Source organism: Delftia sp. WSY_16 (assembly GCF_043104415.1).
In the GTDB taxonomy this organism is placed as follows: Bacteria; Pseudomonadota; Gammaproteobacteria; order Burkholderiales; family Burkholderiaceae_C; genus Comamonas; species Comamonas tsuruhatensis.
Genome location: NZ_JBICKS010000040.1, coordinates 636,609 through 657,670, shown reverse-complemented (window position 1 = coordinate 657,670; position 21,062 = coordinate 636,609). Strand labels below are relative to the sequence as shown.

Genomic DNA, 21,062 nt, shown 5'->3' with positions numbered 1-21,062 from the left:
GTTCATTCCACCTTCAGTGCCTGTATGTCCTGGATGACTGCTTCAAGCTGGAGCTCCAGCAGCGAGAGCGAATGTCTGTGATATGCCAGCCCATCATGGCCCATGCGGCTTTCCAGGTCGGCACACCGTATTGACAACTCGACCAGATCAAAGAATCTCAGTGAGCCAGACAGGTTGTGAAGCTCTCTTTGCACATCTTTGCAGTTTGGGCTGGATTTGATGGTTGCCAGAGAAGAGCGCGCAGATTCCAGGAAGGCATTTCTGATGGGTGGCGCAATTTTCTCGAAATGGACGGCTTCGTCAGTCGGCAGGAGGCTGTCGGGGTTGGCATGCGTTGAATGGATCGCCATCGTCAGCGCATCAAGAATCCCCTGCGGTGAATGCCAGGATACCGCGATGATGCGGGCATTGATCACTCTGGGCTGCATGGGATGGCTGGCTTCACATTCGATGATGCGTGCCGCTCCTGCCACCAGGCGGTTTTCGTCCTTGGGATTCCATGAGGTCTTCGGCCCGCATAGCACGACAACGTGGAACTTCTGTAGCCGATCCTGGCGAATCGCGGTGGGATGGCGGCATGCCGTGGTCACCAGACCCCACTCCTTGAGCAAAGGGAGCAGATGGGCGTGCTGGTCGTCGCATGACGAGATGAACAGAATCTGCTGTCCTGAAAATGGCAGATGGGGCCGCAAGAGTGCATCTGCGACAGGTGTCGTTCCAAAGGCGGTCGGTAGCTTGTCAGGACGGCGTGCGGTGGGGGCACTGTCCGGGGCGGAGATCTGTTTTGTCATGGAAGGCCGAACGTCGGGGGCCGGTCTCTACAGCGAGAAATTTTAAGATGCAGATCAGGCCGACTGATTGAACCACGGCATCCATCCACAGTGCATGTCTAAGGGCATGTGCGCGTGCTTGCCGCGATTGCACGGGGCCAGGCCTGGGCAATGCCGCCCTGCAGAAGTGCAGGCATGCCAATTCAGATGCACGCTCCAGGTGGGGGCAGAATGAAAAAAGCCTGCAAGTGACTGCAGGCTGTTTTCATGGAGGCGTTTATCCAGGGCTTCAGATGGCGAACTGGGCGCGATCCTTGTCCTTGATCCAGGCGGGCGGCTTGCCGCGTCCGGTCCAGGTGTCACCTGTCTCTGGATTGCGGAACTTGGGAGCCACGGTGGAGGAGGCGCGGCGTGCCGTGAAAATGTCGTCGGCTGTCAGGCCGTAATCCTGAACCAGACCGCGAATCTTGGCGATCACATCACTGACTTCTTGCTTGCGTGCTGTCTGGATCTGGGCCTCAAGTGCTTCGCGCTGCGCCAGAAGTTCTTTGTATGTGTTGCTCACGGTAGTTTGCCTTTCATGGATTGAAGCGCGAATATTAACTGTTTTTTAAGAACCGGTTTGCATGCTTTCGATTATTTCCCCCTATGACCACCATTGCCCGTCCCGAATGCGTTCAAACTGTCAGGTAAACCTTGGGTAAAGAGCCGTTGCGCAGTATGGCGCTGTATGTTCTGCGGGTTTTCAAAATCCTGTGCACCCTCGCTTTCGGGCTGGGCGGAACTGGATAAGCCGTGACTCCGGGTTCATGGCCGGCGGTGCTGGGATTGAGTGATGCAAGGGCCGCGCTTTACCCAAACTCCGGTGCGGATTCGGAATCCTTCAAGTCCAGTCTGTACGCTGCTTGCCAGATGAGATGCGAACAAATCAGAGGGTGTGGCCGTCCCGTCGACGTGCCTTGTGCAAGCGTCTGGATTTTTCTGTGCAATGCTGTTTATTTGTACAGTATGATGCAGTCATGAGCATCGATCAGATCGCCTTCGCACTCCCCGCAGCCCTTGCCGTCTGGCTGTCCCAATCCCGTTCCGCCGCGCTTCGGCGATGGGCCTGCCTCTTCGGCCTGGGGGGCATGCCGTATTGGATTTACAGCGCGCTGTCTGCCGGGCGCTGGGGCATGTTGGCCTTGGCCTGCGTGTTTGCGCTGGGGTGGCTTTGGGGGCTGTGGGTGCATTGGCTGACTCCCCGGCGGCGTGTGGCCATGGATTCGGGCCTTGGCACGATCCAGATCACACCGGGCACCCGCTGATGCTTGGGGTTGCAGCCAGCAGCCTTGCGTGGTGCCGATCCTGCAGACGAGCATGAGTTTTGCAGGCGCTGCGCATGATGCGTTCGTGAATTTCAAGCGTTCTCACTGGAATTTGATGCAGGTAAAAGCCGAGTGTTTTGCTGGGTTGGTGTGATTTTCGAGCCGACGCGTTGAACGCCTGGACGGGCTGCGATCTCTATGCCCGGCCGTGCATGGCTGAAAGATCCGGACCGGAATTGCTGCAGCGTGTTCTGCACTCCTGTGCACTGCGGTGGTGCACTCCTTTTCGCTCTTGGTGCAGGCTCACTGATCAGCCTGCTGCGCTGTGCTTTCGTGGATATTTCCGATGGATGAGTTTGGTCTTGTGCATAAAAAGCCACGGAAATCCGCAGTCTGTGCGGGTGCCAGGATGGCGGCACGCTGGCAGCGGCGAGCAAGTGCGAGGCATAGAATCGTTTGCATACAACAGGCAGCCAGCCATCCGACTTGCCTCTAAAAACCACGTGAAATAGCCCACCCCGCCGGCGGTGGGCTTTCTTTTTCGGGCTTTGCTGCGGCGTGCCTGACGCCTGATTTTTCAGTGCGCACCTATGGTTTGCACCTGTTGTCAACCACAAGGTTTGCACACGATGAAATTCACTCTCAACCAACAAGAGGTCGAGATCCAGGGCGTCAGCCCGGAGACGCCGCTGCTTTATGTGCTGCGCAACGACATGCAGCTCAATGGCCCCAAGTTCGGCTGCGGCCTGGGCGAATGCGGAGCATGCGCCGTGCTGATCGACGGCAAGGTGGCCCGCTCCTGCTCCGTTCCCGTGAGCGTGGTCCAGGGCATGAAGGTCACGACGCTGGAAGGCCTGTCCCAGGATGCGACCCAGGCCGAGCACGCCCGGGTGGCGCGTGACTGGGAAGCTGCCCATCCGGCCGCCGTGCCGGGAATGCCTGCCGGCAAGCCGTCGGCTGACACGCATGGCAAGACTGTCCACACACTGCACCCCGTGCAGCAGGCGTTCATCGACGAGCAGGCCGCCCAGTGCGGCTACTGCACCAACGGCATGGTCATGGCCCTGGTGGCCTTGTTCGACCACAAGCCCACGGCCACCGACGAGGAAGTCACCCAGGCCCTGTCCGGCCACCTGTGCCGCTGCGGCACGCATGTGGAAATCATGCGGGCCGCCGCCCGCGCCCGCGTGCTGATCGCCCAGGGAGGTGCAGCATGAGTGCATCCAACCCCCTTCAACTGACGCGCCGCAACCTGCTCAAGCTGGGCGGCATGGTCATGGTCAGCTCGGTGGCGGCCGCTGGCCTGGTGGCTGAAAGCACGGGTACGGCGCCCGCCGTGGCCGGCGCCTTCCCCATTCCCCCCATTGACCGGGTGAGCAGCTTCATCGCCATTGGCGCGGACGGCAGCGTCACGGCCTACCACGGCCACGTGGACCTGGGCACGGGCATCCGTACCTCGCTGGCGCAGCTGGTGGCCGATGAGCTCGATGTGGAGTTCGAACGCATCACCATGGTTCTGGGCCACACGGGCCGCACGCCCAACCAGGGCCCGACCATTGCCAGCAACACCATCCAGGTGGATGCCATCCCCATGCGCAAGGCCGCCGCGCAGGTGCGCCAGCTGCTGCTGGGCCTGGCTGCCGAGAAGCTGCAGCAGCCCGTGTCCGCACTGACCACGTCCAAGGGCGCGGTGGTGGCCAAGGGCGGGCGACGCATCGGCTACGGCGAACTGGCCCAGGGCCAGGACCTGAACATTGCGCTGGACAAGGAAGTGCCGCTGCGCACCGGCGGTTTCAACTACATCGGCAAGTCCGTGCAGCGCGTGGACATTCCGGCCAAGGTGCTGGGCGCGCTGGCCTATGTGCACGATGTGCGCGTGCCGGGCATGCTGCACGGCCGCGTGGTGCGCCCGCCCTATGGCGGTGCCGATGCGTCGGCGCCGCTGGGCAGCAGCCTGATCTCGGTGAACGAACAGTCCGTCGCTCATCTGCCGGGCATCGTCAAGGTGGTGGTGCAGGGCGATTTCGTGGGCATCGTGGCCGAGCGCGAAGAGCAGGCCATTGCCGCCATGCGCCAGCTGGAGGTGAAGTGGAAGGACTGGGCCGGCGTGCCCGACCTGTCGCTGAACGCCATGCACGACACCCTGGTCAAGCACGAGAAGACCGACCGCATGCTGCGCGAGGACGCGGGCATTGACGAGGCCTTCTCGGGCGCCAAGAAGGTGATCGAGGCCGACTACGTCTGGCCCTACCACCTGCATGCCTCCATCGGCCCGTCCTGCGCCGTGGCCGAGGTGTCCGCCAGCCAGATCCAGGTCTGGACCGGATCGCAGAACCCGCACGACGTGCGCAAGGACATCGCCACGCTGACCGGTATGGCGGCCGACCAGATCAATGTGACGCGCCTGGAAGCCTCGGGCTGCTACGGCCGCAATTGCGCGGACGACGTGGCATCCGACGCCGTGCTGCTGTCGCAGGCCGTGGGCCGCCCGGTGCGCGTGCAGCTGATGCGCGAGCAGGAAGCAGCCTGGGAGCCCAAGGGCACGGGCCAATTGATCCGCGTGCGCGGCGGCCTGGACGAGAACCATGCCGTGCTGGGCTATGAGCTCAAGACCTGCTACCCGTCCAACGACGCGGCGGCCCTGGCCCTGATCCTGACGGGCAAGGTGCCCAACAAGCCCAAGGTGCTGCAGATGGGTGACCGTACGGCCATCCCGCAGTACGAGTACCCCAAGATGCGCGTGGTCTCGCAGGATGCGGCGCCCATCGTGCGCGCTTCGTGGATGCGCGGCGTCTCGGCCCTGCCCAACGTCTTTGCCCATGAATGCTGGATCGACGAATGCGCCTACCTGGCCGGCGAAGACCCGCTGGCCTACCGCCTGCGCTACCTGAAGGACCCGCGCGCCGTGGCGCTGACGCACGCCGCCCGCAAGCAGGCCGGCTGGCAGGACGGCCCGGCCCACCGCAACCCCGCGCCGGCCGACCAGCGCCTGGTCAAGGGCCGCGGCTTTGCCTATGCCCGCTACTACCACAGCAAGTTCCCCGGCTACGGCGCGGCCTGGGCCACCTGGATCTGCGACGTGACCGTGGATCGCGAGACCGGCGTGATCAAGGTGGACAAGGTCTTCGTGGCCCATGACTGCGGCGAGATGGTCAACCCGGCCGGCGTGCGCCACCAGGTGCACGGCAACATCATCCAGTCCACCAGCCGCGTGCTCAAGGAGTACGTGACCTTCGACAGCAAGGGCGTGACCTCGCTGGACTGGGGCGGCTACCCCATCCTGCGCTTTGACGAGCTGCCCGAGATCGACGTGCAACTGGTCGAGCGCCCGGGCGAAGACCCCATGGGCGCGGGCGAATCGGCCTCCGTGCCCAGCGCCGCCGCTGTCTCCAACGCCGTGTTCGACGCCACCGGCGTGCGCCTGCGCGAAGTGCCGTTCACCCCGGCACGCGTGCTGGCCGCACTCAAGGCAAAGGCTGCCGATGCAGCCCCGGCCGACAAGGCACAGAACTGAGAGCGGAGGACCGGAACATGCACACACTCAAGAAAATCACCCTCGGCGTGGTCGGCCTGGCCGCCGTGGCTGGCGCCGCCTTCTGGCTGGCCACGGGCCGCAGCGAAATCGCGCCCCTGCAGCAGATCCCGGTGCAGGAATTCAGCCAGCAGCAGATCGACCAGGGGCGCCGCCTGGCGCACATGGGCGACTGCGCTGTCTGCCACACGGCACCGGGCGGCCAGCGCAACGCAGGCGGCCTGGCCATGCCCAGCCCCTTCGGCACCATCTACTCGACCAACATCACGCCCGATGCCGAAACCGGCATCGGCCGCTGGTCGTACGAGGCCTTCGAGCGCGCCATGCGCCATGGTGTGGACCGCGAGGGCAACTACCTGTACCCCGCCTTCCCGTACACGGCATTCACCCGCGTGACCGATGAGGACATGAAGGCGCTGTATGCCTTCCTGATGACCGAGCCGGCTGTCTCCAACCAGGCACCCAAGACCGCGCTGAACTTCCCGTTCAACGTGCGCCGTGGCCTGGCCCTGTGGAATGCGCTGTACCTGGAGCCGGGCGAGCAGCCCGCGCCCGCCAACCAGTCGGGCGAGTGGATTCGCGGCGCCTACCTGGTCGAAGGCCTGGGCCACTGCGCCGCCTGCCACTCGCCGCGCAACCAGTTCGGCGCCGAGAAAAAGGGTGCCGACCACCTGGCCGGCGCCTTCATCGACGGCTGGGATGCGCCCGCGCTCAACGACAAGGCCGTGGCTCCGCTGCCCTGGACGCGCGAGGACCTGGTCCGCTACATGCAGACCGGTTTCTCGGAGCGCCACGGCGTGGCCGCCGGCCCCATGGCGCCCGTGATCGAAGGCCTGTCCCACCAGTCGGCCGAGGACATCAACGCCATGGCCACTTACCTGATGTCGTACCGCAAGCCTGTGGCCGATGCCGCTGGCACGGGTGACGCCGAGGCGCTGGTGAAGGAAAAGACCGAGGTTGCCAAGCTGCCGGTCGACGCCCAGGGCTATCGCCTGTACCAGGGCGCCTGCATGGCCTGCCACCGTGCCGATCCCAGCGGCGTGCTGGCCGGCAGCAGCTTCGGGGTGCGTCCCCAGCTGTCGCTGAACACCAACCTGTACAGCGATTCGCCGACCAACGCCATCCATGTGGTGCTCAACGGCATCACGCAACCGGCGCGCCCGCAGCTGGGCACCATGCCCGCCTTCCGCCACAACCTCAGCGACGATCAGATCGCCACGCTGCTCAACACCATGCGCAGCCAGTACGGCCTGCAGCCATGGCCCGGCCTGAGCGACAAGGTCAAGGCCCTGCGCGAGGAAACACGCCCCGGCAAGGTGGCGGCGCACTGAGCTTGCGCCGCGTCATCTGCGCAGCCTGTGTGCTGCGCTAGGATGGCAAGGGACCGCTGTTCCCACAGCGGTCCCTTTTTTTATGGTGACCCGCAAGATGACAAGCCCCATGCCCGATCCCATGCCTGAGCCCATGCCCAATTTCCCCCTGCTGACCGACGCCAACCGCCAATGGCTGGATGCACGTGCCCAGGCGCTGGATGCCGGCAACGGCGAGGCCACGGCCGCCGTCGTGCCCTATCTGGCCGAAGCCGGGCTGCTGGGCCACGGCTTGGCCGATGCCTTGGGCGGGCAGGGCGGCAGCGCCGGCGATGCCATCGAGGCGATTGCCCAGGTGGCCACGCACTCCATGTCCGCCGCCTTTGCCTTCTGGGGCCAGCGTGTGCTGATCGAGATGCTGGCGAACACCGGCAATGCGGCCCTTCGCGAGCGCTGGCTGCCCGCGCTGCTGGCGGGCGAGGCGGCCGGTGCCTCGGGGCTGTCCAACATCATGAAATTCCTCAGCGGGCTGGAGGCACTCAACATCCGCGCCACGGCCCGGGAAGGCGGCGGCTGGCTGCTCAACGGCAGCGTGCCCTGGTGCACCAACCTGCGCGGGCCGCGCTTTCTGGCCGCCATTGCCGTGGCGCGTGACGACGGCGCGCCGCCCATGATCGTGGCCCTGCCGTCCGACCGGCCGGGCCTGGAGCGCTCGCCGGATCTGGAGTTGATCGCCCTGCGCGGCACCAACACCGCCGCCTTGCAACTCAAGGACGTGGCCATCACCGAAGACGATCTGCTGGCCGAGCGCGCCGGCGGATTCCTGCCGCGTGTGCGCCCGGCCTTCCTGGGCATGCAATGCGGCCTGTCCATCGGCCTGGCGCGCGCGGCCTGTGCGCAGGCCGCCTCGCGCATGGGGCAGGGCGGTCATGTGCTGCAGCAGCCGCTGGACGATACCCGCAGCCATCTGGAGCAGGCGGTGGCCGCACTCAAGGCCGGTGTAGAGGCCGGCGATTTCGTGGAGGCGCCCGAGCGGCTTTTCGCGCTGCGCCTGGCCCTGCACGACTGCGTGCAGCAGGCCATGCAGCTGGAGCTGCAGACGGCCGGTGGCCGCGCCTACAGCCTGGATGCGGACGATGGCTTTGCCCGCCGCTGGCGTGAATCGGCCTTCATCCCCATCGTCACGCCCAGCGTGATCCAGTTGCGCGCCGAGCTGCAAAAACTGCAAAAGCTCGGCGCCTGACGGCTCAGCCCGCCTTGCCTGCGGGCTGCAGCGCCGGCTCCAGCGCCGTGTCCAGCAGCAGCAAGGCGGTCTCCACCGCCGCCAGCAGCCGCTGGCGCGGCACGCCATCGCGGGCCTGCACCGAGATGCCGTGCAGTTGCGTGGCATAGAAATCCCCCAGCGCCTGCACGTCGGTGCCGGCGCGCAGCTCGCCTTCATCCAGCGCGCGCTGAAGGCGGTCGATCAGGGACTGCGTGCGCTGGCGGCGGTGTTCGGCCAGCCAGGCGGCGACTGCCTCGTTTTCCTCGGCGCAATTGGTGGCGGCGGTGACCACCATGCAGCCCAGCGGATGGGCATCGTCCGTAAAGGTGGCCACGGCATCGCGCAGCACGCGCGCCAGGGCGTCGCGCACGCGCGGCTCCTGGGCCATGGCGCGGTCGGCAAAGCCGCCATCACCGGCCTCGTAGTGCTGCACGGCCTCGCGGAACAGGTCCTGCTTGCTGCCGAAGGCCGCATAGATGCGCGCTGACGCAATGCCCAGCGCCTGCACCAGGTCGGCCATGGACGTGCCCTCGTAGCCGCGCCGCCAGAACGCCAGCATGGCGCGCTCCAGCGCCTGGTCTCGGTCAAATTCCCTGGGTCTTCCGGCCATCTTCCTCATCCTTCTCAACAGTCAGGGCGGCATCTTAGCGGCGCCTTGATGCTGTCTTGCATCGGCTTCGCAAAAGCAGCCGCGTTGGCGTGATACTATTCTTTGTCGATCAACAAACAATAGCTCAACGCAAGGAAATCACATGCAGACCATCAAGGGCCCCAGCCTTCATCTGGCGCAGTTCGCCGACAACAAGGCACCGTTCAATTCCCTGGAAGACATCGCACGCTGGGCGGCCGGCGTGGGCTTCAAGGGCCTGCAGATTCCCGCCTGGGACCAGCGCCTGTTCGACGTGGCCACGGCCGCCAGCAGCCAGACCTATTGCGACGATGTCAACGGCATGCTGGCCTCGCACGGCCTGGTGGCCAGCGAGCTGACCACGCACATCTTTGGCCAGCTCGTGGCCGTGCACCCGGCCTACGACGCCATGTGCGACAGCTTTGCGCCCGAGGCGCTGCGCGGCAATCCGGCCGCACGCACGGCCTGGGCGCTGGAGCAGCTCAAGCTGTCGGCCAGTGCATCGCGCCGCATGGGGCTGAGCGACATGGGCACGTTCTCGGGCTCGTTCGCCTGGCCCTATCTGTTCCCGTTCCCGCAGCGCCCGGCCGGCCTGATCGAAACCGCCTTCGAGGAGCTGGCGCGCCGCTGGCGCCCCATCCTCGACGCCTGCGACGAGCAGGGCGTGAACCTGTGCTACGAAATCCACCCCAGCGAAGACCTGCACGACGGCACCAGCTTCGAGCGCTTCCATGAGCTGGTGGGCCAGCACGCGCGCTGCAAGATCCTGTTCGATCCCAGCCACTTCGTGCTGCAGCAGCTCAACTACCTCGACTACATCGACATCTACCGCGAGCACATCCGCATGTTCCATGTGAAGGATGCGGAGTTCCTGCCCAGCGGGCGCCAGGGCATCTACGGCGGCTATTCCTCGTGGCTGGAGCGGGCAGGGCGCTTCCGTTCGCTGGGCGACGGGCAGGTGGACTTCAAGGCCATCTTCTCCAAGTTCGCCCAGTACGACTACCAGGGCTGGGCCTCGCTGGAATGGGAGTGCTGCCTCAAGGACCAGGAGGACGGTGCGCGCGAAGGCGTGGACTTCATCAACCGCCACATCATCCGCGTGACCGACAAGATCTTTGACGACTTCGCCGGCGCCCCCGTGGACCAGCGCCAGATCAACGCCATGCTCGGCATCGCCTGAGCACGCCCGCAGCCAAAGAACCTCAAAAAGAATCCAACAATGAACGCTTTCACATCGAACGCCCTGCGCAAGCAGGAAGACCAGGCCTGCGAGTTCTCGCACGACTACGTGCGCATCGACGGCCGCCGCATCCACTGCATCACGGCCGGGCAGGGCGCGCCCGTGCTGCTGATCCCGGGCTGGCCCCAGACCTGGTATGCCTGGCGCCACGTCATGCAGGCACTGGCGGCGCAGGGCTTTCAGGCCATTGCCGTCGATCCGCCGGGCACGGGCTTTTCCGACCGGCCCGACACCGGCTACGACACGGGCTCCATCGCGCAGACCCTGCACCGCACCATGCTGGCGCTGGGCCATGAGCGCTACCAGGTCGCCGGCCACGACGTGGGCATGTGGGTGGCCTATGCGCTTGCCAGCGACCAGCCGCAGGCCGTGCAGTCCCTGGCGCTGACCGAGGCCGTGATCCCTGGCCTGGCGCCCGAGCCCAGCATCTTTGCGCCGCCCGAGCAGAACATCTTCCTGTGGCACTTCATGTTCAACCAGCTGGCCGACCTGCCCGAGACCCTGATCGCGGGGCGCGAGCGTGCCTACCTGGAATTCATGTTCAACCGCTGGTCGCTGCGGCGCGACCGCGTGGCCGTCGACGTCTATGTCGATGCCTATGCGGCGCCCGGTGGCCTGCGCGGCGGCTTTGCCTACTACCGCGCCATTCCCGAAACCATCCGCCAGAACCGCGAGCGTGCGCTGCGCCCGCTGGCCATGCCCGTGCTGGCCATTGGCGCCGAGCACGCCACGGCCGATGCGCCGCTGGCCACGCTGCGCGGCCATGCCGATGACCTGTCGGGCGTGATCGTGCCGGGCTGCGGCCACTTCATCATGGAGGAAGCCGCCGAGCCCTTCATCGCCGAGCTGCTGCCCTTCCTGCAAAGGACGCTGTGACCATGGGCCTGGACGCTGACATTGCGCGCTATCTCGCCGAGCTGGCGCAGGCAACCCAGGCCGTGGCCCCGCCCACGCAGCCCACGCTGGCGGCGCTGCGCGAGGCCACCGACGCCGGGCTGCGCGCCCTGCATGGCCCGGCCGAGGCCGTGGCCCGCACCGAAGACTTCACGCTGCCCGCGCGCGACGGTGCGCCGCTGCGCGTGCGCATCTACCGGCCGCTGGCCTCGGACACACCCACGCCCCAGCCCGCCCTGGTCTTCGCCCACGGCGGCGGCTGGTGCCTGGGTTCGCTGGAGGTCTACGACAACCCCTGCCGCGCACTGGCCATGGCAACGGGCGCCGTCGTGGTCTCGGTGGACTACCGGCTGGCGCCCGAGCACCGCTTTCCCGGGCCGCTGCATGACTTCTGCGATGCCATTGCCTGGACCTTTGGGCAGGCCGATGCGCTGGGCCTGGATCGCAGGCGCATCGGCGTGGCCGGAGACAGCGCGGGCGGCAACCTCGCGGCCGCAGCCTGCCTGCTGGCGCGGCAGCAAGAAGGCTGGGGAGAGGCGGGCGCACCGGCCATCGCCCACCAGCTGCTGCTGTACCCGGCACTGGACGCGGCCATGGACTCGCCGTCGTTCCTCCAGTTTGGAGAGGGCCACTACCTCACGCGTGCGGCCATGGAGTACTGCTATGGCGCGTACCTGGGCGATGCGGCATCGGGGCGGCACGAACTTGTCTCTCCGCTGCGCGCGGACCACGTGGCAGGCCTGCCGCCTGCCACGGTGATCAGCTGCGAATACGACCCGCTGCGCGACGAGGCCGAAGCCTATGCGCAGCGGCTGGCGCAGGCCGGTGTGGCGGTGCAGGCCGTGCGCCTGCCCGGCATGGTGCACGCCTGCATGCACATGCTGGGGCTGGCGCCGGCATCACGCCGCCTGTTTGACGAAGCGGGTGTCGCCGTGCGCCAGGCTTTCGGCACGGCCATCGGCTGAGGGTTGCGGGGTGCAGGTCAGGTCAGGCCTGCGCCAGGAACACGGCCACCAGCGCATTCGCATGGCCGTGCCCCATCTGGTGCTGGGCCTTGAGCCAGCCCACCAGTTCCATGTGCTTGCGGGTGTCCTGCTGTTGCAGCAGGTCCATCCAGTGCGCAATCGGCTGGCCGTAGGTCTTCTCGATGGAAGGGAAATACGAGGCCGGTCCCTTGACCTTGCTTGTCTCCGTCATGGCGCTTGTCCTTTTTCTGTGATGCGGGTGGCAGATTGTGCCGCTGGCGCTGTCCGGGCCGGCAGGCGGGGTCAGGTCAGGAACAGCACATCCTTGTGCTGCGGCGCAGGGGGCAGCACCTCGCCGGTCAGCTCGCGCAGCGTGGCCTCGATCATCTGCGACATGGCGTCCAGCGCCAGGTCGTTGGGTGCCGTGCCGAAGGGCTCCTCCAGCTCGGCGCCCAGTGCCTCCAGCGCGAAGAAGGTGTAGGCGATGAAGGCCACGATCACCGGCGTCATGAAGCCGATGGAATCCACCAGGCCGAAGGGCAGCAGCAGGCAGTACAGGTAGATGGTGCGGTGGATGATCACCGCGTAGGTGAAGGGGATGGGCGTGCCCGCAATGCGCTCGCAGCCGCCCAGTGCCTCGCCCAGCTTGCACAGCGGCGCCTCCATGGCGGGCACCAGCACCGGCTGCAGGCTGCCGTCTTGGCGGCGCGCCTGCAGCCATTCGCCGGCCATGAGCAGCAGCACGGCAGGCTTGAAGCGCGCCGTGGCCAGGCGTTCGCAGTCGGCGGTGGGCAGCAGGCGGCGCATGTCGGCCGCGGCATCGGTGCCGCGCAACTGGTGGCGTAGCGCATGTACGAAGGCCGCCAGAACCAAGGCCAGCGCCTGGGCGTGCTGCGGTGCGTCGGTCAAGGTCCGGGCCTGGCGCACCAGGGAGCGCGTCTCGTTGAGCAGGGTGCCCCACAGCGTGCGCGCCTCCCAATAGCGCGCGTAGCTGGTGCTGTTGCGAAAGCCCAGGAAGATGGCCAGCGTGAGCCCGATCAGCGAAAACGGCACGAAGTTCAGCGGCACCTTCCAGGCGAACAGCTGGCCGTGCAGGGCCGTGACCAGCACGGCGAACAGGGTGGCGGCCATCAGCTGGGGCAGGATGTCGGGCAGCACCGAGCCGCGCAGCACGAAGAGCATGCGCAGCCAGTGGGGGCGGGGCCGGATGATCATGAAAGCTTGTTCCGTGATGGAAAAGAGGGCGCAAGAGGGGGCAAGAGGGCGCAGCAGCCCCGCAACTCTAACCGCCCCGCGCAGTCAGTGCGCCACCTGTGCGCCACCCTGCACGCGCTGGCTGCGGCTTCAAAGATCGCTGCCGTGGCTGCTGTGGCTGCCGTGGCTGTCGTGGTTGCCGTCTGGCTGGAGAAGGGCCTGTGCCGTGACCGCTGCTGCCTGCTCCGCCTGCCATGCCCTGCGCATGGAAGAGGGCGCCACCGTTGCGCGCGGGGATGGCTGGCTGGTGATGGTGCCCAGGCTGATGAAGCCGGCCAGGTGCTCGCCCTCGCGCAAACCCAGCGCTGAATGCAGGGCCGGGTCAAAACAGCGCTCGCCACTGAGCACGATGGCACCAAAGCCCAAATGGTGGGCGGCATTGAGGAAGTTGCCCAGGGCAGCCCCTGCGGCCAGCCATTGCTCGCGCACGGGAACGCGCGAGCGCAGCTATACAGCGAAATGCGTGCGCAGAATGCTTGCCGAACCTCGCCAGGCGTCAGGCCTTGGTCAGTTCCTGAGGTGCCTGGCCCAGTGTCGCAATCAACTGCCCATACATGGCATCCACGGCCGCCGAGCCCTGCGAGGCCTTGCTGCGCAGGGCCGACACTTCCATGGACACCAGCGGCGGCAGCTCGAAGCCGGCCGGCAGGTTCTGCAGCACCTGCAGGTGCGGGGGCACGCTGCAGCGCGTGAACACCGCCACGGCCAGGCCGCTTTCCACGGCGGCCAGCTGGCCGGCAAGGCTGGAGCTGTGATAGACCACGCGGTGCGCGCGCCGCTGGGCTGCCAAGCTGGACAGCGCGGCCGTGCGCGCCAGGCTGGCGGCCTCGTAGACGGCAATCGGCAGGGGATTCTTCCTCCACACCTCGTGCTGCGGCGCGCCCACCCAGACCAGGGGCTCGTGGAACAGCAGGCGCCCGCGCTGGGGCCTGTCGCGCGAGACCAGGGCCAGGTCCAGCGTGCCGCGCACCACTTGCGGGATGAGTGCAGTGGACTGCTCGCAGGTCAGCTCGATCTCCACGCCCTGGTAGCGGCCCGCGAAGCTGCGCAGCACGGGCGTCAGATAGGTGGATGCGTAGTCGTCCGGCACGCCCAGCCGCACGCGCCCGGACAGGTCGGGGCCGAACAGGGCCGCCTGCGCCTGGGCTTGCAGCTCCAGCATGCGCCGCGCATAGCCCAGCAGCTCGGCGCCTGCGGGCGTCAGCTGCAGATGGCGCGGGCCGCGCAGCAGCACGGGCCGGCCCAGGGCGGTCTCCAGCTTCTTGATCTGCATGCTCACGGCGGCCTGTGATCGGTGCAGCAGCGGCGCGGCAGCCGAGAGCGAGCCCGCATCCACCACGGCCACCAGGGCGCGCAGCCAGTCGATCTGCAGGTCGGGGTGGTTCACGGCATGCTCCATGGATTCGAATATCGAATACTAAACCTGCAAACTATTTGCTTTACGAGAATTTCCTGCCACGAGACGATCGTGGCCATGCAAGACAGAACCCATTCGTTACAGGCCGCATCCGTAGCCTCCGCCGCGACCGCACAAGCCGCTCCCACAGCGCAGGAGACACGCGGCCAGTGGCTGATGATCGCGGGCGGCGTGCTGCTGGGCACCGTGGGCGTGTTCGTGCAGGAGGCCGGACAGCATCCGCTGGTCACTGTGCTGTTCCGCTGCGCCTTCGGTGCCCTGGCGCTGCTGGCCTGGGGGCTGGCCACGGGCCGCATGGGCGAGTTGCGCGTGCGCGGCAGGAGCTGGCCGGTGGTGGCGGCCACCGGCGTCCTCATGGTGCTGAACTGGGCGCTGTTCTTTGCCGCCATACCGCGCACCTCCATTGGCGTGGCCACCATCGTGTTCCACATCCAGCCGGTGTGGATCATGCTGTTCGGCACCCTGGTGCTGCGCGAGGCCGTGGCGCCACGGCAGGCGGTGGCCATGCTGGCGGCGTTGCTGGGACTGGTGTTGACCACGGGGCTGCTGGGTGGCGATGCGGCGGCCTGGGGACCGGACCATGTGTCCGGACTGCTCATGTGCCTGGCCGGCTCGCTGTGCTATGCAGCCGTGACCATCCTGGCCAAGACCGAGAAAGTGGTCACGCCGTTTGCGCTGGCCTGGTGGCAATGCGCGGTCGGCACCGTGCTGCTGCTGTGGGTGCCGCTGGTTCATGGCTGGCCGCAGGCGCCGTCATCCTGGGCCTGGCTGGCAGGGCTGGGTGTGCTGCACACCGGCCTGGCCTATGCCATCCTTTTTGCAGGCATGGCCCGCCTCACGCTGGGCCGCATCGCCGTGCTGCAGTACGTCTATCCGTTGACGGCCATCGTGCTGGACTGGGCCGTCTACGGGCGTGCGCTGGACGCCGTGCAACTGGCCGGTGTGGGCCTGATGGCCGGGGCGCTGCTGGTGGTCAAGGCCCGACAGCTGCGGTGAGCCGTGCGGGCGATGAGCCGTGCGTGCCTTGTGCGCAGGGCCTACTCCTTGCCCAGCGCCTTGTACTGTTCGTACAGCTCGTCGGCCAGCCGGCGCAGGGCGCGGCCTATGGCCGCGTACTCGTACTCGTTGAGGTTGGCCAGCGAGGCGCGGCCCGAAGGCCGGTCGGACCCGAAGCCACGGCCTGGCAGCAGCACGATGCCGGTCTCATCGGCCACGCGGAACAGCATGTCGCCCGTGGACGACTGCTGCACGGCCCATTGCGAGAAGGCCTCGCCGTAGAGCCGGCAGGTCACGTTCTGCAGGTCGATCAGCGTGTAGTAGTTGACCGAGTTGGGGTTCTCCAGCGGGGGCATGCCCAGCTCGCGGTACAGCGTGGCCTCGCGGCGGCGGATCAGCTGCTTGAGGGCCTGCTTGTAGGCGTCCGCTTCATCCATGAGCGCAAACAGCGAGAACAGCACCATCTGCACCTGCTGCGGCGTGGACAGGCCGGCCGTGTGGTTCAGCGCCACCACGCGGCTGTCGGCCACCAGGCGGTCGATGAACTTGAGCGAGCGCACATCGGGCAGCAGCGAGCGGTAGCGGTGGTCCAGCGCCTTCTTGGCGGACTCGGGCAACTGCGCCAGCGCATGGTCGAACACGTTGTCCTTGTGCGCCGCGATCACTCCCAGGCGCCAGCCCGTGGCCCCGAAATACTTGGAGAACGAATACACCAGCAGCGTGTTCCGGGGGCAGACCGAGAACAGCGACTGGAATTCATCGGCAAAGGTGCCGTAGACATCGTCGGTGAGGATCAGCAGGTCGGGCCGCTGCTCGGCCACGATGGCGCGCACGCGGTCCAGGCTGCGCTGGTCCATCTTCACGGACGGCGGGTTGCTGGGGTTCACACAGAAGAAGATCTTGACGTCCGGGTCCTTGAGCTTGTCCAGCTCGGCGTCGGAGTACTGCCAGCCGTTGTCGGGGTCGGCGTGGATGGGCACTTCCTTGAGGTCGTACTGGGCCAGTTCGGGAATCTCGATATACGGCGTGAACACCGGCATGCCGATGGCCACCTTGTCGCCAGCCTTGAGCAGGCCGCTGATGCGCAGGCTCTCGAAGATATAGGCCATGGCCGCCGTGCCGCCCTCGACCGCGAACAGGTCCACCGACTCGGGCGGCACGGCGCCGCCTGCCATCTCGCGCACGATGTACTGGCGCACGATCTGCTCGCTCACGGTGAGCATGCGCGGCGGCACGGGGTAGTTGCAGCCCAGGATGCCGTCCACCATCTCGTGCAGGAAGGCGGCGGGGTCCAGCCCCAGCTGGTCGCGCACATAGCTCAGCGACTTGCCCAGGAACTTCACGCCCTCCTGGTCGCGGTGCTCGGCGATGAAGCGCTCGAAGCGGCCCTCGATGCCGTCGAGCTTGGCCAGCCCGCCCACGCCCACCGTCATGTAGGAGTACGACAGTTCCGACTCCGCCGCCGCGAACAGCCCCAGCCGGAAGAAGGCCCGGCGCGGCGTGGTCGCCAGGAAGTTGGGATTGCCGCGCCCCGCATTGAGCATGAGGCGGTTGGCCTTGCCCGAGGCCACCTTGATCAGCTCGTCCTTGAGTTCGAACGGGCTCAAATTCGCCAGACTCCGATAATCCTTGCTCATTGCGCAGCTCCTTGTGATGGTCCTTGGTGGTCCTTGGGGATCGGTCAGGGGTGATCAGGGGTGATCAGGCAAAGGCGATGACCAGCGGGCCCAGCAATGTGAGGAACACATTGGCCAGCGCATAGGTGATCGCGAACGGTGCCGTGGGAATCGAGTTGCCGGCCTTGTCCAGAATCTCGCCAAACGCCGGGTTGGCGCTGCGCGCCCCCGACAGCGAGCCCGCGAACACGGCCACGTTGTCATAGCGCAGCACGTACTTGCCGAACAGCATGGCGATCAGCAGCGGCACGATGGTCACCACCACGCCCAGCAGGAACAGCGTCAGGCCCTGCTGCATCACCGTGGTCACGGCCTGCTGGCCCGACTGCAGACCCACCATGGCCACGAAGCCGGCCAGGCCCAGGTCGCGCAGCAGCGTGGAGGCGGCCGTGGGCATGTTGCCGAAGGTGTGCTTGCGGCTGCGCCACCAGCCGAACAGCAGGCCCGCCAGCAGGGCGCCGCCGCCGCTGCCCAGCGTGATGGGAATGGAGCCCAGGCGCAGCACCAGCAGCCCGATCAGCAGGCCCACCGTGATGCCCAGGCCATGGAAGACAAAGTCCGTCTTGTCGCTGGGCACGATGATGGGGCCCACCGACTGCGCAGCCTTCTGCACATCCTGCGGCGTGCCGAACAGCGTCACCACATCGCCCGGCATGACCATGGTGGCCGGCGCAATCGGCACCGGCGTGCCCGCGCGCATCAGCGCCACTGCGTACACGCCGTGCTTGAACTCCTGCGACAGGCTGTCCAGGATGTCCTTCACGCTGCGGTTCAGATACTGGTTGTTGGAGATGGCCACGTCGCGCCGCACCATCACCACGTCCATGCCCTCGGCGCCCTGCAGCTCCTCGCCCACCGAGGCGCCCAGCGCCACCACGGCCGCACGCCGGCCCACCAGCAAGATGATGTCGCCGGCCTCCAGCGCCAGGCTGCCGTCCACGCCCACCAGCGCGTTTTTGCGCTGTATGCGCTCCACCGTCACCGTGCCGCCGTTGGCGGTGGCGCTGGCCTCCAGCTCCGCCACGGTGCGGCCCGCCTGGCCCACGCGGAAAATGCGGCCCACCAGATCCGGCACGGCCGGTGACTCGCCGGTTCCGTACACGCGCACGCCCTTGAGCAGCTCCTGCTCGGCCTGGATCGCGTCCTCGCGGATCTTGCGGCCCGTCAGCCACTGCAGCACGTTCACGCACATGATGATGGCGCCGAAGGAGCCGAAGATATAGGTCACCGCATAGCCGATGGCCACATTGGCCTGCATGCGCTGCACCTCGTCGGGCGCCAGCCCCAGCTTCTCGATGGCCGAGCCCGCCGTGCCGATGATGGCCGACTGCGTCAGCCCGCCCGCCGCCAGCCCCGCCGCCAGCCCCTTGTCCAGATGGAACACCCGGGCGATTACTACCACCGTGACCAGCCCCGACACGGCCACCACCAGGGCCATCAGGATCTCCTTGACCGACTGCCGCCCCAGCGAGCGGAAGAACTGCGGCCCGCTCTCGAAGCCCACGGCATAGATGAACAGCGCAAACAGCACCGCCTTGATGCCCGAATCAATGGTCACCCCCACCTGGCTGATCAGCACCGCCGCCAGCAGCGACCCCGCCACGCCCCCCAGCTGGAACGACCCGAACCTGAACTTGCCCACCCAGTAACCGAGCGCCAAGGCCGCAAACAGCGCGATTTCCGGAGCCTGATGAAAGATGCTTCTGAGAAAGTCCACAGCCACCTCTGCTTCTGGGTTGAGGTCCACGGCGGCGCAAGGCAACGGAAGCGGCTGCCCCAGGAGGGCAGGGGGCATTGCGTGCGCGTGGACTGGGAAACGGCGAGTCGCTATTAGAAAATGCCTATCGATATTTGATGAATGCGGCGGTTTTCGTATTCATCAATATTCAATTGGATATGGCGTTTCCATTGGCTTGCTTGAATCAGTATCTTGTCGAAAACAGAGCCACTATTCATGACAAAAAGGAGTGGCGATGTAGGACTTGGCCGTCAGCCTGGAGGCGGCTGATGTCGTAGAACCTGGACAGGCAGGGCTGCACGGGCCGCCCTGCGCCTGGGCAGACCCTGTGCCATTCACGCTCTCAAAAAATATCCGGCTCCGGCACAGCCCTCCCAAAGCCCGTCTCCAGAAAATCAAAATCGCATCCCTCATTAGCCTGCAGGATATGGCGGCCGAACAGCCATCCATAGCCGCGCTCGTAGCGCGCGGGCGGGGGAATCCATGCGGCGCGGCGGGTGGCGAGTTCTGAGTCGCTGACTTCCAGGTGGATGCGGCGGGCGGGCACGTCCACCGTGATGCGGTCGCCCGTGCGCACCAGGGCCAGCGGCCCGCCCACGGCGGATTCGGGCGAGCAGTGCAGCAGGCAGCCGCCGTAGCTGGTGCCGCTCATGCGGGCGTCGGACAGGCGCAGCATGTCTTTCACGCCTTGCTTGAGCAGCCTGGTGGGAATGGGCAGCATGCCCCATTCGGGCATGCCCGCGCCCTTGGGGCCGGCGTTGCGCAGCACCAGGATGTCTTCTCTGTTCACATCGAGATGGGGGTCGTCCACGGCCTGCTTGAGGCTGGGGTAGTCGTCGAATACCAGCGCGCGCCCCGTATGGCGCAGCAGGTGCGGGGCGCAGGCGCTGGGCTTGATGACCACGCCGTCCGGCGCCAGGTTGCCGCGCAGCACGGCCAGCGCCCCTTCTGCGTAGATGGGGCTGGACAGGGGGCGGATCACGTCGTCCTGGTGGACCTGGCTGCCCGCAATGTTCTCGCCCAGGGTCTTGCCGTTGACCGTCATGGCCCCGGTGTCCAGATGCGGGCGGATGCGTTCCAGCAGGGCGCGCAGGCCGCCTGCATAGAAGAAATCCTCCATCAGATAGCGGTCGCCGCTGGGCCGGATGTTGGCGATCACGGGCACGCGGCGGCTGAAGGCGTCGAAGTCATCGAGGCTGACCGGATGGCCCGCGCGCCGCGACATGGCGATCAGGTGAATGATGGCGTTGGTGGAGCAGCCCATGGCCATGGCGCAGGCAATGCCGTTCTCGAAATGCGCACGCGTGAGCATGCGGGCGGGCGTGAGGTCTTCCCACACCATCTGCACGATGCGGCGGCCGCAGTCGGTGCTCATGCGGATGTGGTTGGCGTCGGCGGCCGGAATGGACGAAGCGCCCGGCAGCGCCAGGCCCACGGCCTCGGCAATGCCCATCATGGTGGCCGCCGTGCCCATGGTCATGCAGGTGCCGTGGCTGCGGGCAATGCCGGCTTCCATCTCGCGCCAGGCCTGCTCATCCAGCCGGCCGGCGCGGCGTTCGTCCCAGAACTTGAAGGCGTCCGAGCCCGAGCCCAGCACCTGCCCCTTCCAGTTGCCGCGCAGCATGGGGCCGGCCGGCAGGTAGATGAAGGGAAGGCCCATGGAGATCGCCCCCATGGTCAGCCCCGGCGTGGTCTTGTCGCAGCCGCCCATGAGCACGGCGCCGTCCACCGGGTGGCTGCGCAGCAGCTCCTCCGTCTCCATGGCCAGGAAGTTGCGATAGACCATGGTCGTGGGCTTGACCATGCTTTCCGACAGCGAGATGGCCGGCAGCTCCAGCGGAAATCCTCCGGCCTGCAGCACGCCGCGCTTGACGTCTTCCACGCGCTGCCGAAAGTGGGCATGGCACTGGTTGGCATCGCTCCAGGTGTTGACGATGGCGATCACGGGCTTGCCCATCCAGTCCTCGTAGCCATAGCCCATCTGCAGCACGCGCGAGCGGTGGCCGAAGGAGCGGAAATCATCGGGAGCAAACCAGCGTGCGCTGCGCAGGGATTCGGGGGAACGTGTCAT

Annotated in this window: 19 protein-coding genes; 9 read left to right on the top strand and 10 right to left on the bottom strand. The window is 66.6% G+C overall.

Going from position 1 to position 21,062, the window contains the following annotated elements:
• Nucleotides 1-2 precede the first annotated feature (2 nt).
• Nucleotides 3-791 carry an Hpt domain-containing protein gene (locus ACF8O7_RS22635; protein ID WP_267178522.1) on the bottom strand — a complete coding sequence of 263 codons (789 nt, stop codon included), beginning with the start codon at nt 789-791 and terminating at the stop codon, nt 3-5.
• Between the two features lie 268 nt (nt 792-1,059).
• Entirely contained in the window at nt 1,060-1,335 is a 276-nt protein-coding gene (locus ACF8O7_RS22630) for an H-NS family nucleoid-associated regulatory protein (RefSeq protein ID WP_016447060.1), read from the bottom strand.
• Between the two features lie 454 nt (nt 1,336-1,789).
• Between ACF8O7_RS22630 and ACF8O7_RS22625 the strand changes: the two genes are divergently transcribed.
• From ACF8O7_RS22625 to ACF8O7_RS22605, 5 genes are all read left to right on the top strand, one after another.
• Nucleotides 1,790-2,077: a hypothetical protein gene (locus ACF8O7_RS22625; RefSeq protein WP_016447059.1), complete on the top strand. Its 288-nt coding sequence runs from the start codon at nt 1,790-1,792 to the stop codon at nt 2,075-2,077.
• Nucleotides 2,078-2,706: 629 nt separating this feature from the next.
• Nucleotides 2,707-3,294 carry a (2Fe-2S)-binding protein gene (locus ACF8O7_RS22620; protein WP_016447058.1) on the top strand — a complete coding sequence of 196 codons (588 nt, stop codon included), beginning with the start codon at nt 2,707-2,709 and terminating at the stop codon, nt 3,292-3,294.
• Nucleotides 3,291-5,591: a molybdopterin cofactor-binding domain-containing protein gene (locus ACF8O7_RS22615; RefSeq protein ID WP_203400941.1), complete on the top strand. Its 2,301-nt coding sequence runs from the start codon at nt 3,291-3,293 to the stop codon at nt 5,589-5,591. The genes ACF8O7_RS22620 and ACF8O7_RS22615 overlap by 4 nt, the downstream gene beginning before the upstream one ends.
• Nucleotides 5,592-5,608: 17 nt before the next feature.
• Nucleotides 5,609-6,940 (top strand): c-type cytochrome, encoded by a 1,332-nt coding sequence (locus ACF8O7_RS22610; RefSeq protein ID WP_392444354.1) that lies wholly within the window; start codon nt 5,609-5,611, stop codon nt 6,938-6,940.
• A gap of 109 nt (nt 6,941-7,049) precedes the next feature.
• Nucleotides 7,050-8,162 carry an acyl-CoA dehydrogenase family protein gene (locus ACF8O7_RS22605; RefSeq protein ID WP_374725856.1) on the top strand — a complete coding sequence of 371 codons (1,113 nt, stop codon included), beginning with the start codon at nt 7,050-7,052 and terminating at the stop codon, nt 8,160-8,162.
• 4 nt (nt 8,163-8,166) lie between these two features.
• On the opposite strand, the gene ACF8O7_RS22600 is transcribed toward ACF8O7_RS22605, so the two are convergent.
• The gene (locus ACF8O7_RS22600) at nt 8,167-8,793 is read right to left on the bottom strand and encodes a TetR/AcrR family transcriptional regulator (RefSeq protein ID WP_392444353.1); all 627 of its coding nucleotides are present in this window, start codon (nt 8,791-8,793) and stop codon (nt 8,167-8,169) included.
• Between the two features lie 142 nt (nt 8,794-8,935).
• Here ACF8O7_RS22600 and ACF8O7_RS22595 point away from each other — a divergent pair, with 142 nt between their 5' ends.
• From ACF8O7_RS22595 to ACF8O7_RS22585, 3 genes are read left to right on the top strand one after another with little or no spacing between them, the layout of a single operon-like run.
• On the top strand, nt 8,936-9,991 hold the full coding sequence (locus tag ACF8O7_RS22595) for a sugar phosphate isomerase/epimerase (RefSeq protein WP_043820442.1): 1,056 nt from the start codon (nt 8,936-8,938) through the stop codon (nt 9,989-9,991).
• 39 nt (nt 9,992-10,030) lie between these two features.
• Nucleotides 10,031-10,927 (top strand): alpha/beta fold hydrolase, encoded by an 897-nt coding sequence (locus ACF8O7_RS22590; RefSeq protein WP_061287907.1) that lies wholly within the window; start codon nt 10,031-10,033, stop codon nt 10,925-10,927.
• 2 nt (nt 10,928-10,929) lie between these two features.
• A complete protein-coding gene (locus ACF8O7_RS22585; RefSeq protein WP_034368779.1) occupies nt 10,930-11,910 on the top strand; it encodes an alpha/beta hydrolase in 981 nt (326 codons plus the stop codon).
• 22 nt (nt 11,911-11,932) lie between these two features.
• Here ACF8O7_RS22585 and ACF8O7_RS22580 read toward each other — a convergent pair whose 3' ends face one another.
• From ACF8O7_RS22580 to ACF8O7_RS22565, 4 genes are all read right to left on the bottom strand, one after another.
• The gene (locus tag ACF8O7_RS22580; RefSeq protein WP_013802290.1) at nt 11,933-12,142 is read right to left on the bottom strand and encodes a DUF4287 domain-containing protein; all 210 of its coding nucleotides are present in this window, start codon (nt 12,140-12,142) and stop codon (nt 11,933-11,935) included.
• A 71-nt stretch (nt 12,143-12,213) separates the two neighbouring features.
• The gene (locus tag ACF8O7_RS22575) at nt 12,214-13,125 is read right to left on the bottom strand and encodes a bestrophin family protein (protein WP_133073817.1); all 912 of its coding nucleotides are present in this window, start codon (nt 13,123-13,125) and stop codon (nt 12,214-12,216) included.
• 129 nt (nt 13,126-13,254) lie between these two features.
• Nucleotides 13,255-13,593 carry a nitroreductase family protein gene (locus ACF8O7_RS22570; RefSeq protein WP_016447049.1) on the bottom strand — a complete coding sequence of 113 codons (339 nt, stop codon included), beginning with the start codon at nt 13,591-13,593 and terminating at the stop codon, nt 13,255-13,257.
• Between the two features lie 67 nt (nt 13,594-13,660).
• Nucleotides 13,661-14,563, bottom strand: coding sequence for a LysR family transcriptional regulator (locus tag ACF8O7_RS22565; RefSeq protein ID WP_392444350.1), 903 nt, complete (start codon nt 14,561-14,563; stop codon nt 13,661-13,663).
• Between the two features lie 75 nt (nt 14,564-14,638).
• On the opposite strand from ACF8O7_RS22565, the gene ACF8O7_RS22560 reads away from it, so the two are divergent.
• Nucleotides 14,639-15,577, top strand: coding sequence for a DMT family transporter (locus ACF8O7_RS22560; RefSeq protein ID WP_313282211.1), 939 nt, complete (start codon nt 14,639-14,641; stop codon nt 15,575-15,577).
• Between the two features lie 41 nt (nt 15,578-15,618).
• Here ACF8O7_RS22560 and ACF8O7_RS22555 read toward each other — a convergent pair whose 3' ends face one another.
• The 3 genes from ACF8O7_RS22555 to araD all read right to left on the bottom strand — a co-directional run bounded on the left by ACF8O7_RS22555 (nt 15,619) and on the right by araD (nt 21,062).
• Entirely contained in the window at nt 15,619-17,214 is a 1,596-nt protein-coding gene (locus tag ACF8O7_RS22555) for a bifunctional aspartate transaminase/aspartate 4-decarboxylase (RefSeq protein ID WP_016447046.1), read from the bottom strand.
• Between the two features lie 64 nt (nt 17,215-17,278).
• Entirely contained in the window at nt 17,279-18,970 is a 1,692-nt protein-coding gene (gene aspT / locus ACF8O7_RS22550; RefSeq protein WP_013802295.1) for an aspartate-alanine antiporter, read from the bottom strand.
• Between the two features lie 364 nt (nt 18,971-19,334).
• Nucleotides 19,335-21,062 carry an L-arabinonate dehydratase gene (araD, locus tag ACF8O7_RS22545; protein ID WP_392444348.1) on the bottom strand — a complete coding sequence of 576 codons (1,728 nt, stop codon included), beginning with the start codon at nt 21,060-21,062 and terminating at the stop codon, nt 19,335-19,337.

What these genes read in the sequence shown, in the direction of transcription:
- ACF8O7_RS22635 (WP_267178522.1), bottom strand. Translation starts at nt 791, where the DNA reads ATGACAAAACAGATCTCCGCCCCGGACAGTGCCCCCACCGCACGCCGT.
- ACF8O7_RS22625 (WP_016447059.1), top strand. Translation starts at nt 1,790, where the DNA reads ATGAGCATCGATCAGATCGCCTTCGCACTCCCCGCAGCCCTTGCCGTC.
- ACF8O7_RS22620 (WP_016447058.1), top strand. Translation starts at nt 2,707, where the DNA reads ATGAAATTCACTCTCAACCAACAAGAGGTCGAGATCCAGGGCGTCAGC.
- ACF8O7_RS22615 (WP_203400941.1), top strand. Translation starts at nt 3,291, where the DNA reads ATGAGTGCATCCAACCCCCTTCAACTGACGCGCCGCAACCTGCTCAAG.
- ACF8O7_RS22610 (WP_392444354.1), top strand. Translation starts at nt 5,609, where the DNA reads ATGCACACACTCAAGAAAATCACCCTCGGCGTGGTCGGCCTGGCCGCC.
- ACF8O7_RS22605 (WP_374725856.1), top strand. Translation starts at nt 7,050, where the DNA reads ATGCCCGATCCCATGCCTGAGCCCATGCCCAATTTCCCCCTGCTGACC.
- ACF8O7_RS22600 (WP_392444353.1), bottom strand. Translation starts at nt 8,793, where the DNA reads ATGGCCGGAAGACCCAGGGAATTTGACCGAGACCAGGCGCTGGAGCGC.
- ACF8O7_RS22595 (WP_043820442.1), top strand. Translation starts at nt 8,936, where the DNA reads ATGCAGACCATCAAGGGCCCCAGCCTTCATCTGGCGCAGTTCGCCGAC.
- ACF8O7_RS22590 (WP_061287907.1), top strand. Translation starts at nt 10,031, where the DNA reads ATGAACGCTTTCACATCGAACGCCCTGCGCAAGCAGGAAGACCAGGCC.
- ACF8O7_RS22585 (WP_034368779.1), top strand. Translation starts at nt 10,930, where the DNA reads ATGGGCCTGGACGCTGACATTGCGCGCTATCTCGCCGAGCTGGCGCAG.
- ACF8O7_RS22580 (WP_013802290.1), bottom strand. Translation starts at nt 12,142, where the DNA reads ATGACGGAGACAAGCAAGGTCAAGGGACCGGCCTCGTATTTCCCTTCC.
- ACF8O7_RS22575 (WP_133073817.1), bottom strand. Translation starts at nt 13,125, where the DNA reads ATGATCATCCGGCCCCGCCCCCACTGGCTGCGCATGCTCTTCGTGCTG.
- ACF8O7_RS22565 (WP_392444350.1), bottom strand. Translation starts at nt 14,563, where the DNA reads ATGGAGCATGCCGTGAACCACCCCGACCTGCAGATCGACTGGCTGCGC.
- ACF8O7_RS22560 (WP_313282211.1), top strand. Translation starts at nt 14,639, where the DNA reads ATGCAAGACAGAACCCATTCGTTACAGGCCGCATCCGTAGCCTCCGCC.
- ACF8O7_RS22555 (WP_016447046.1), bottom strand. Translation starts at nt 17,214, where the DNA reads ATGAGCAAGGATTATCGGAGTCTGGCGAATTTGAGCCCGTTCGAACTC.
- araD (WP_392444348.1), bottom strand. Translation starts at nt 21,062, where the DNA reads ATGACACGTTCCCCCGAATCCCTGCGCAGCGCACGCTGGTTTGCTCCC.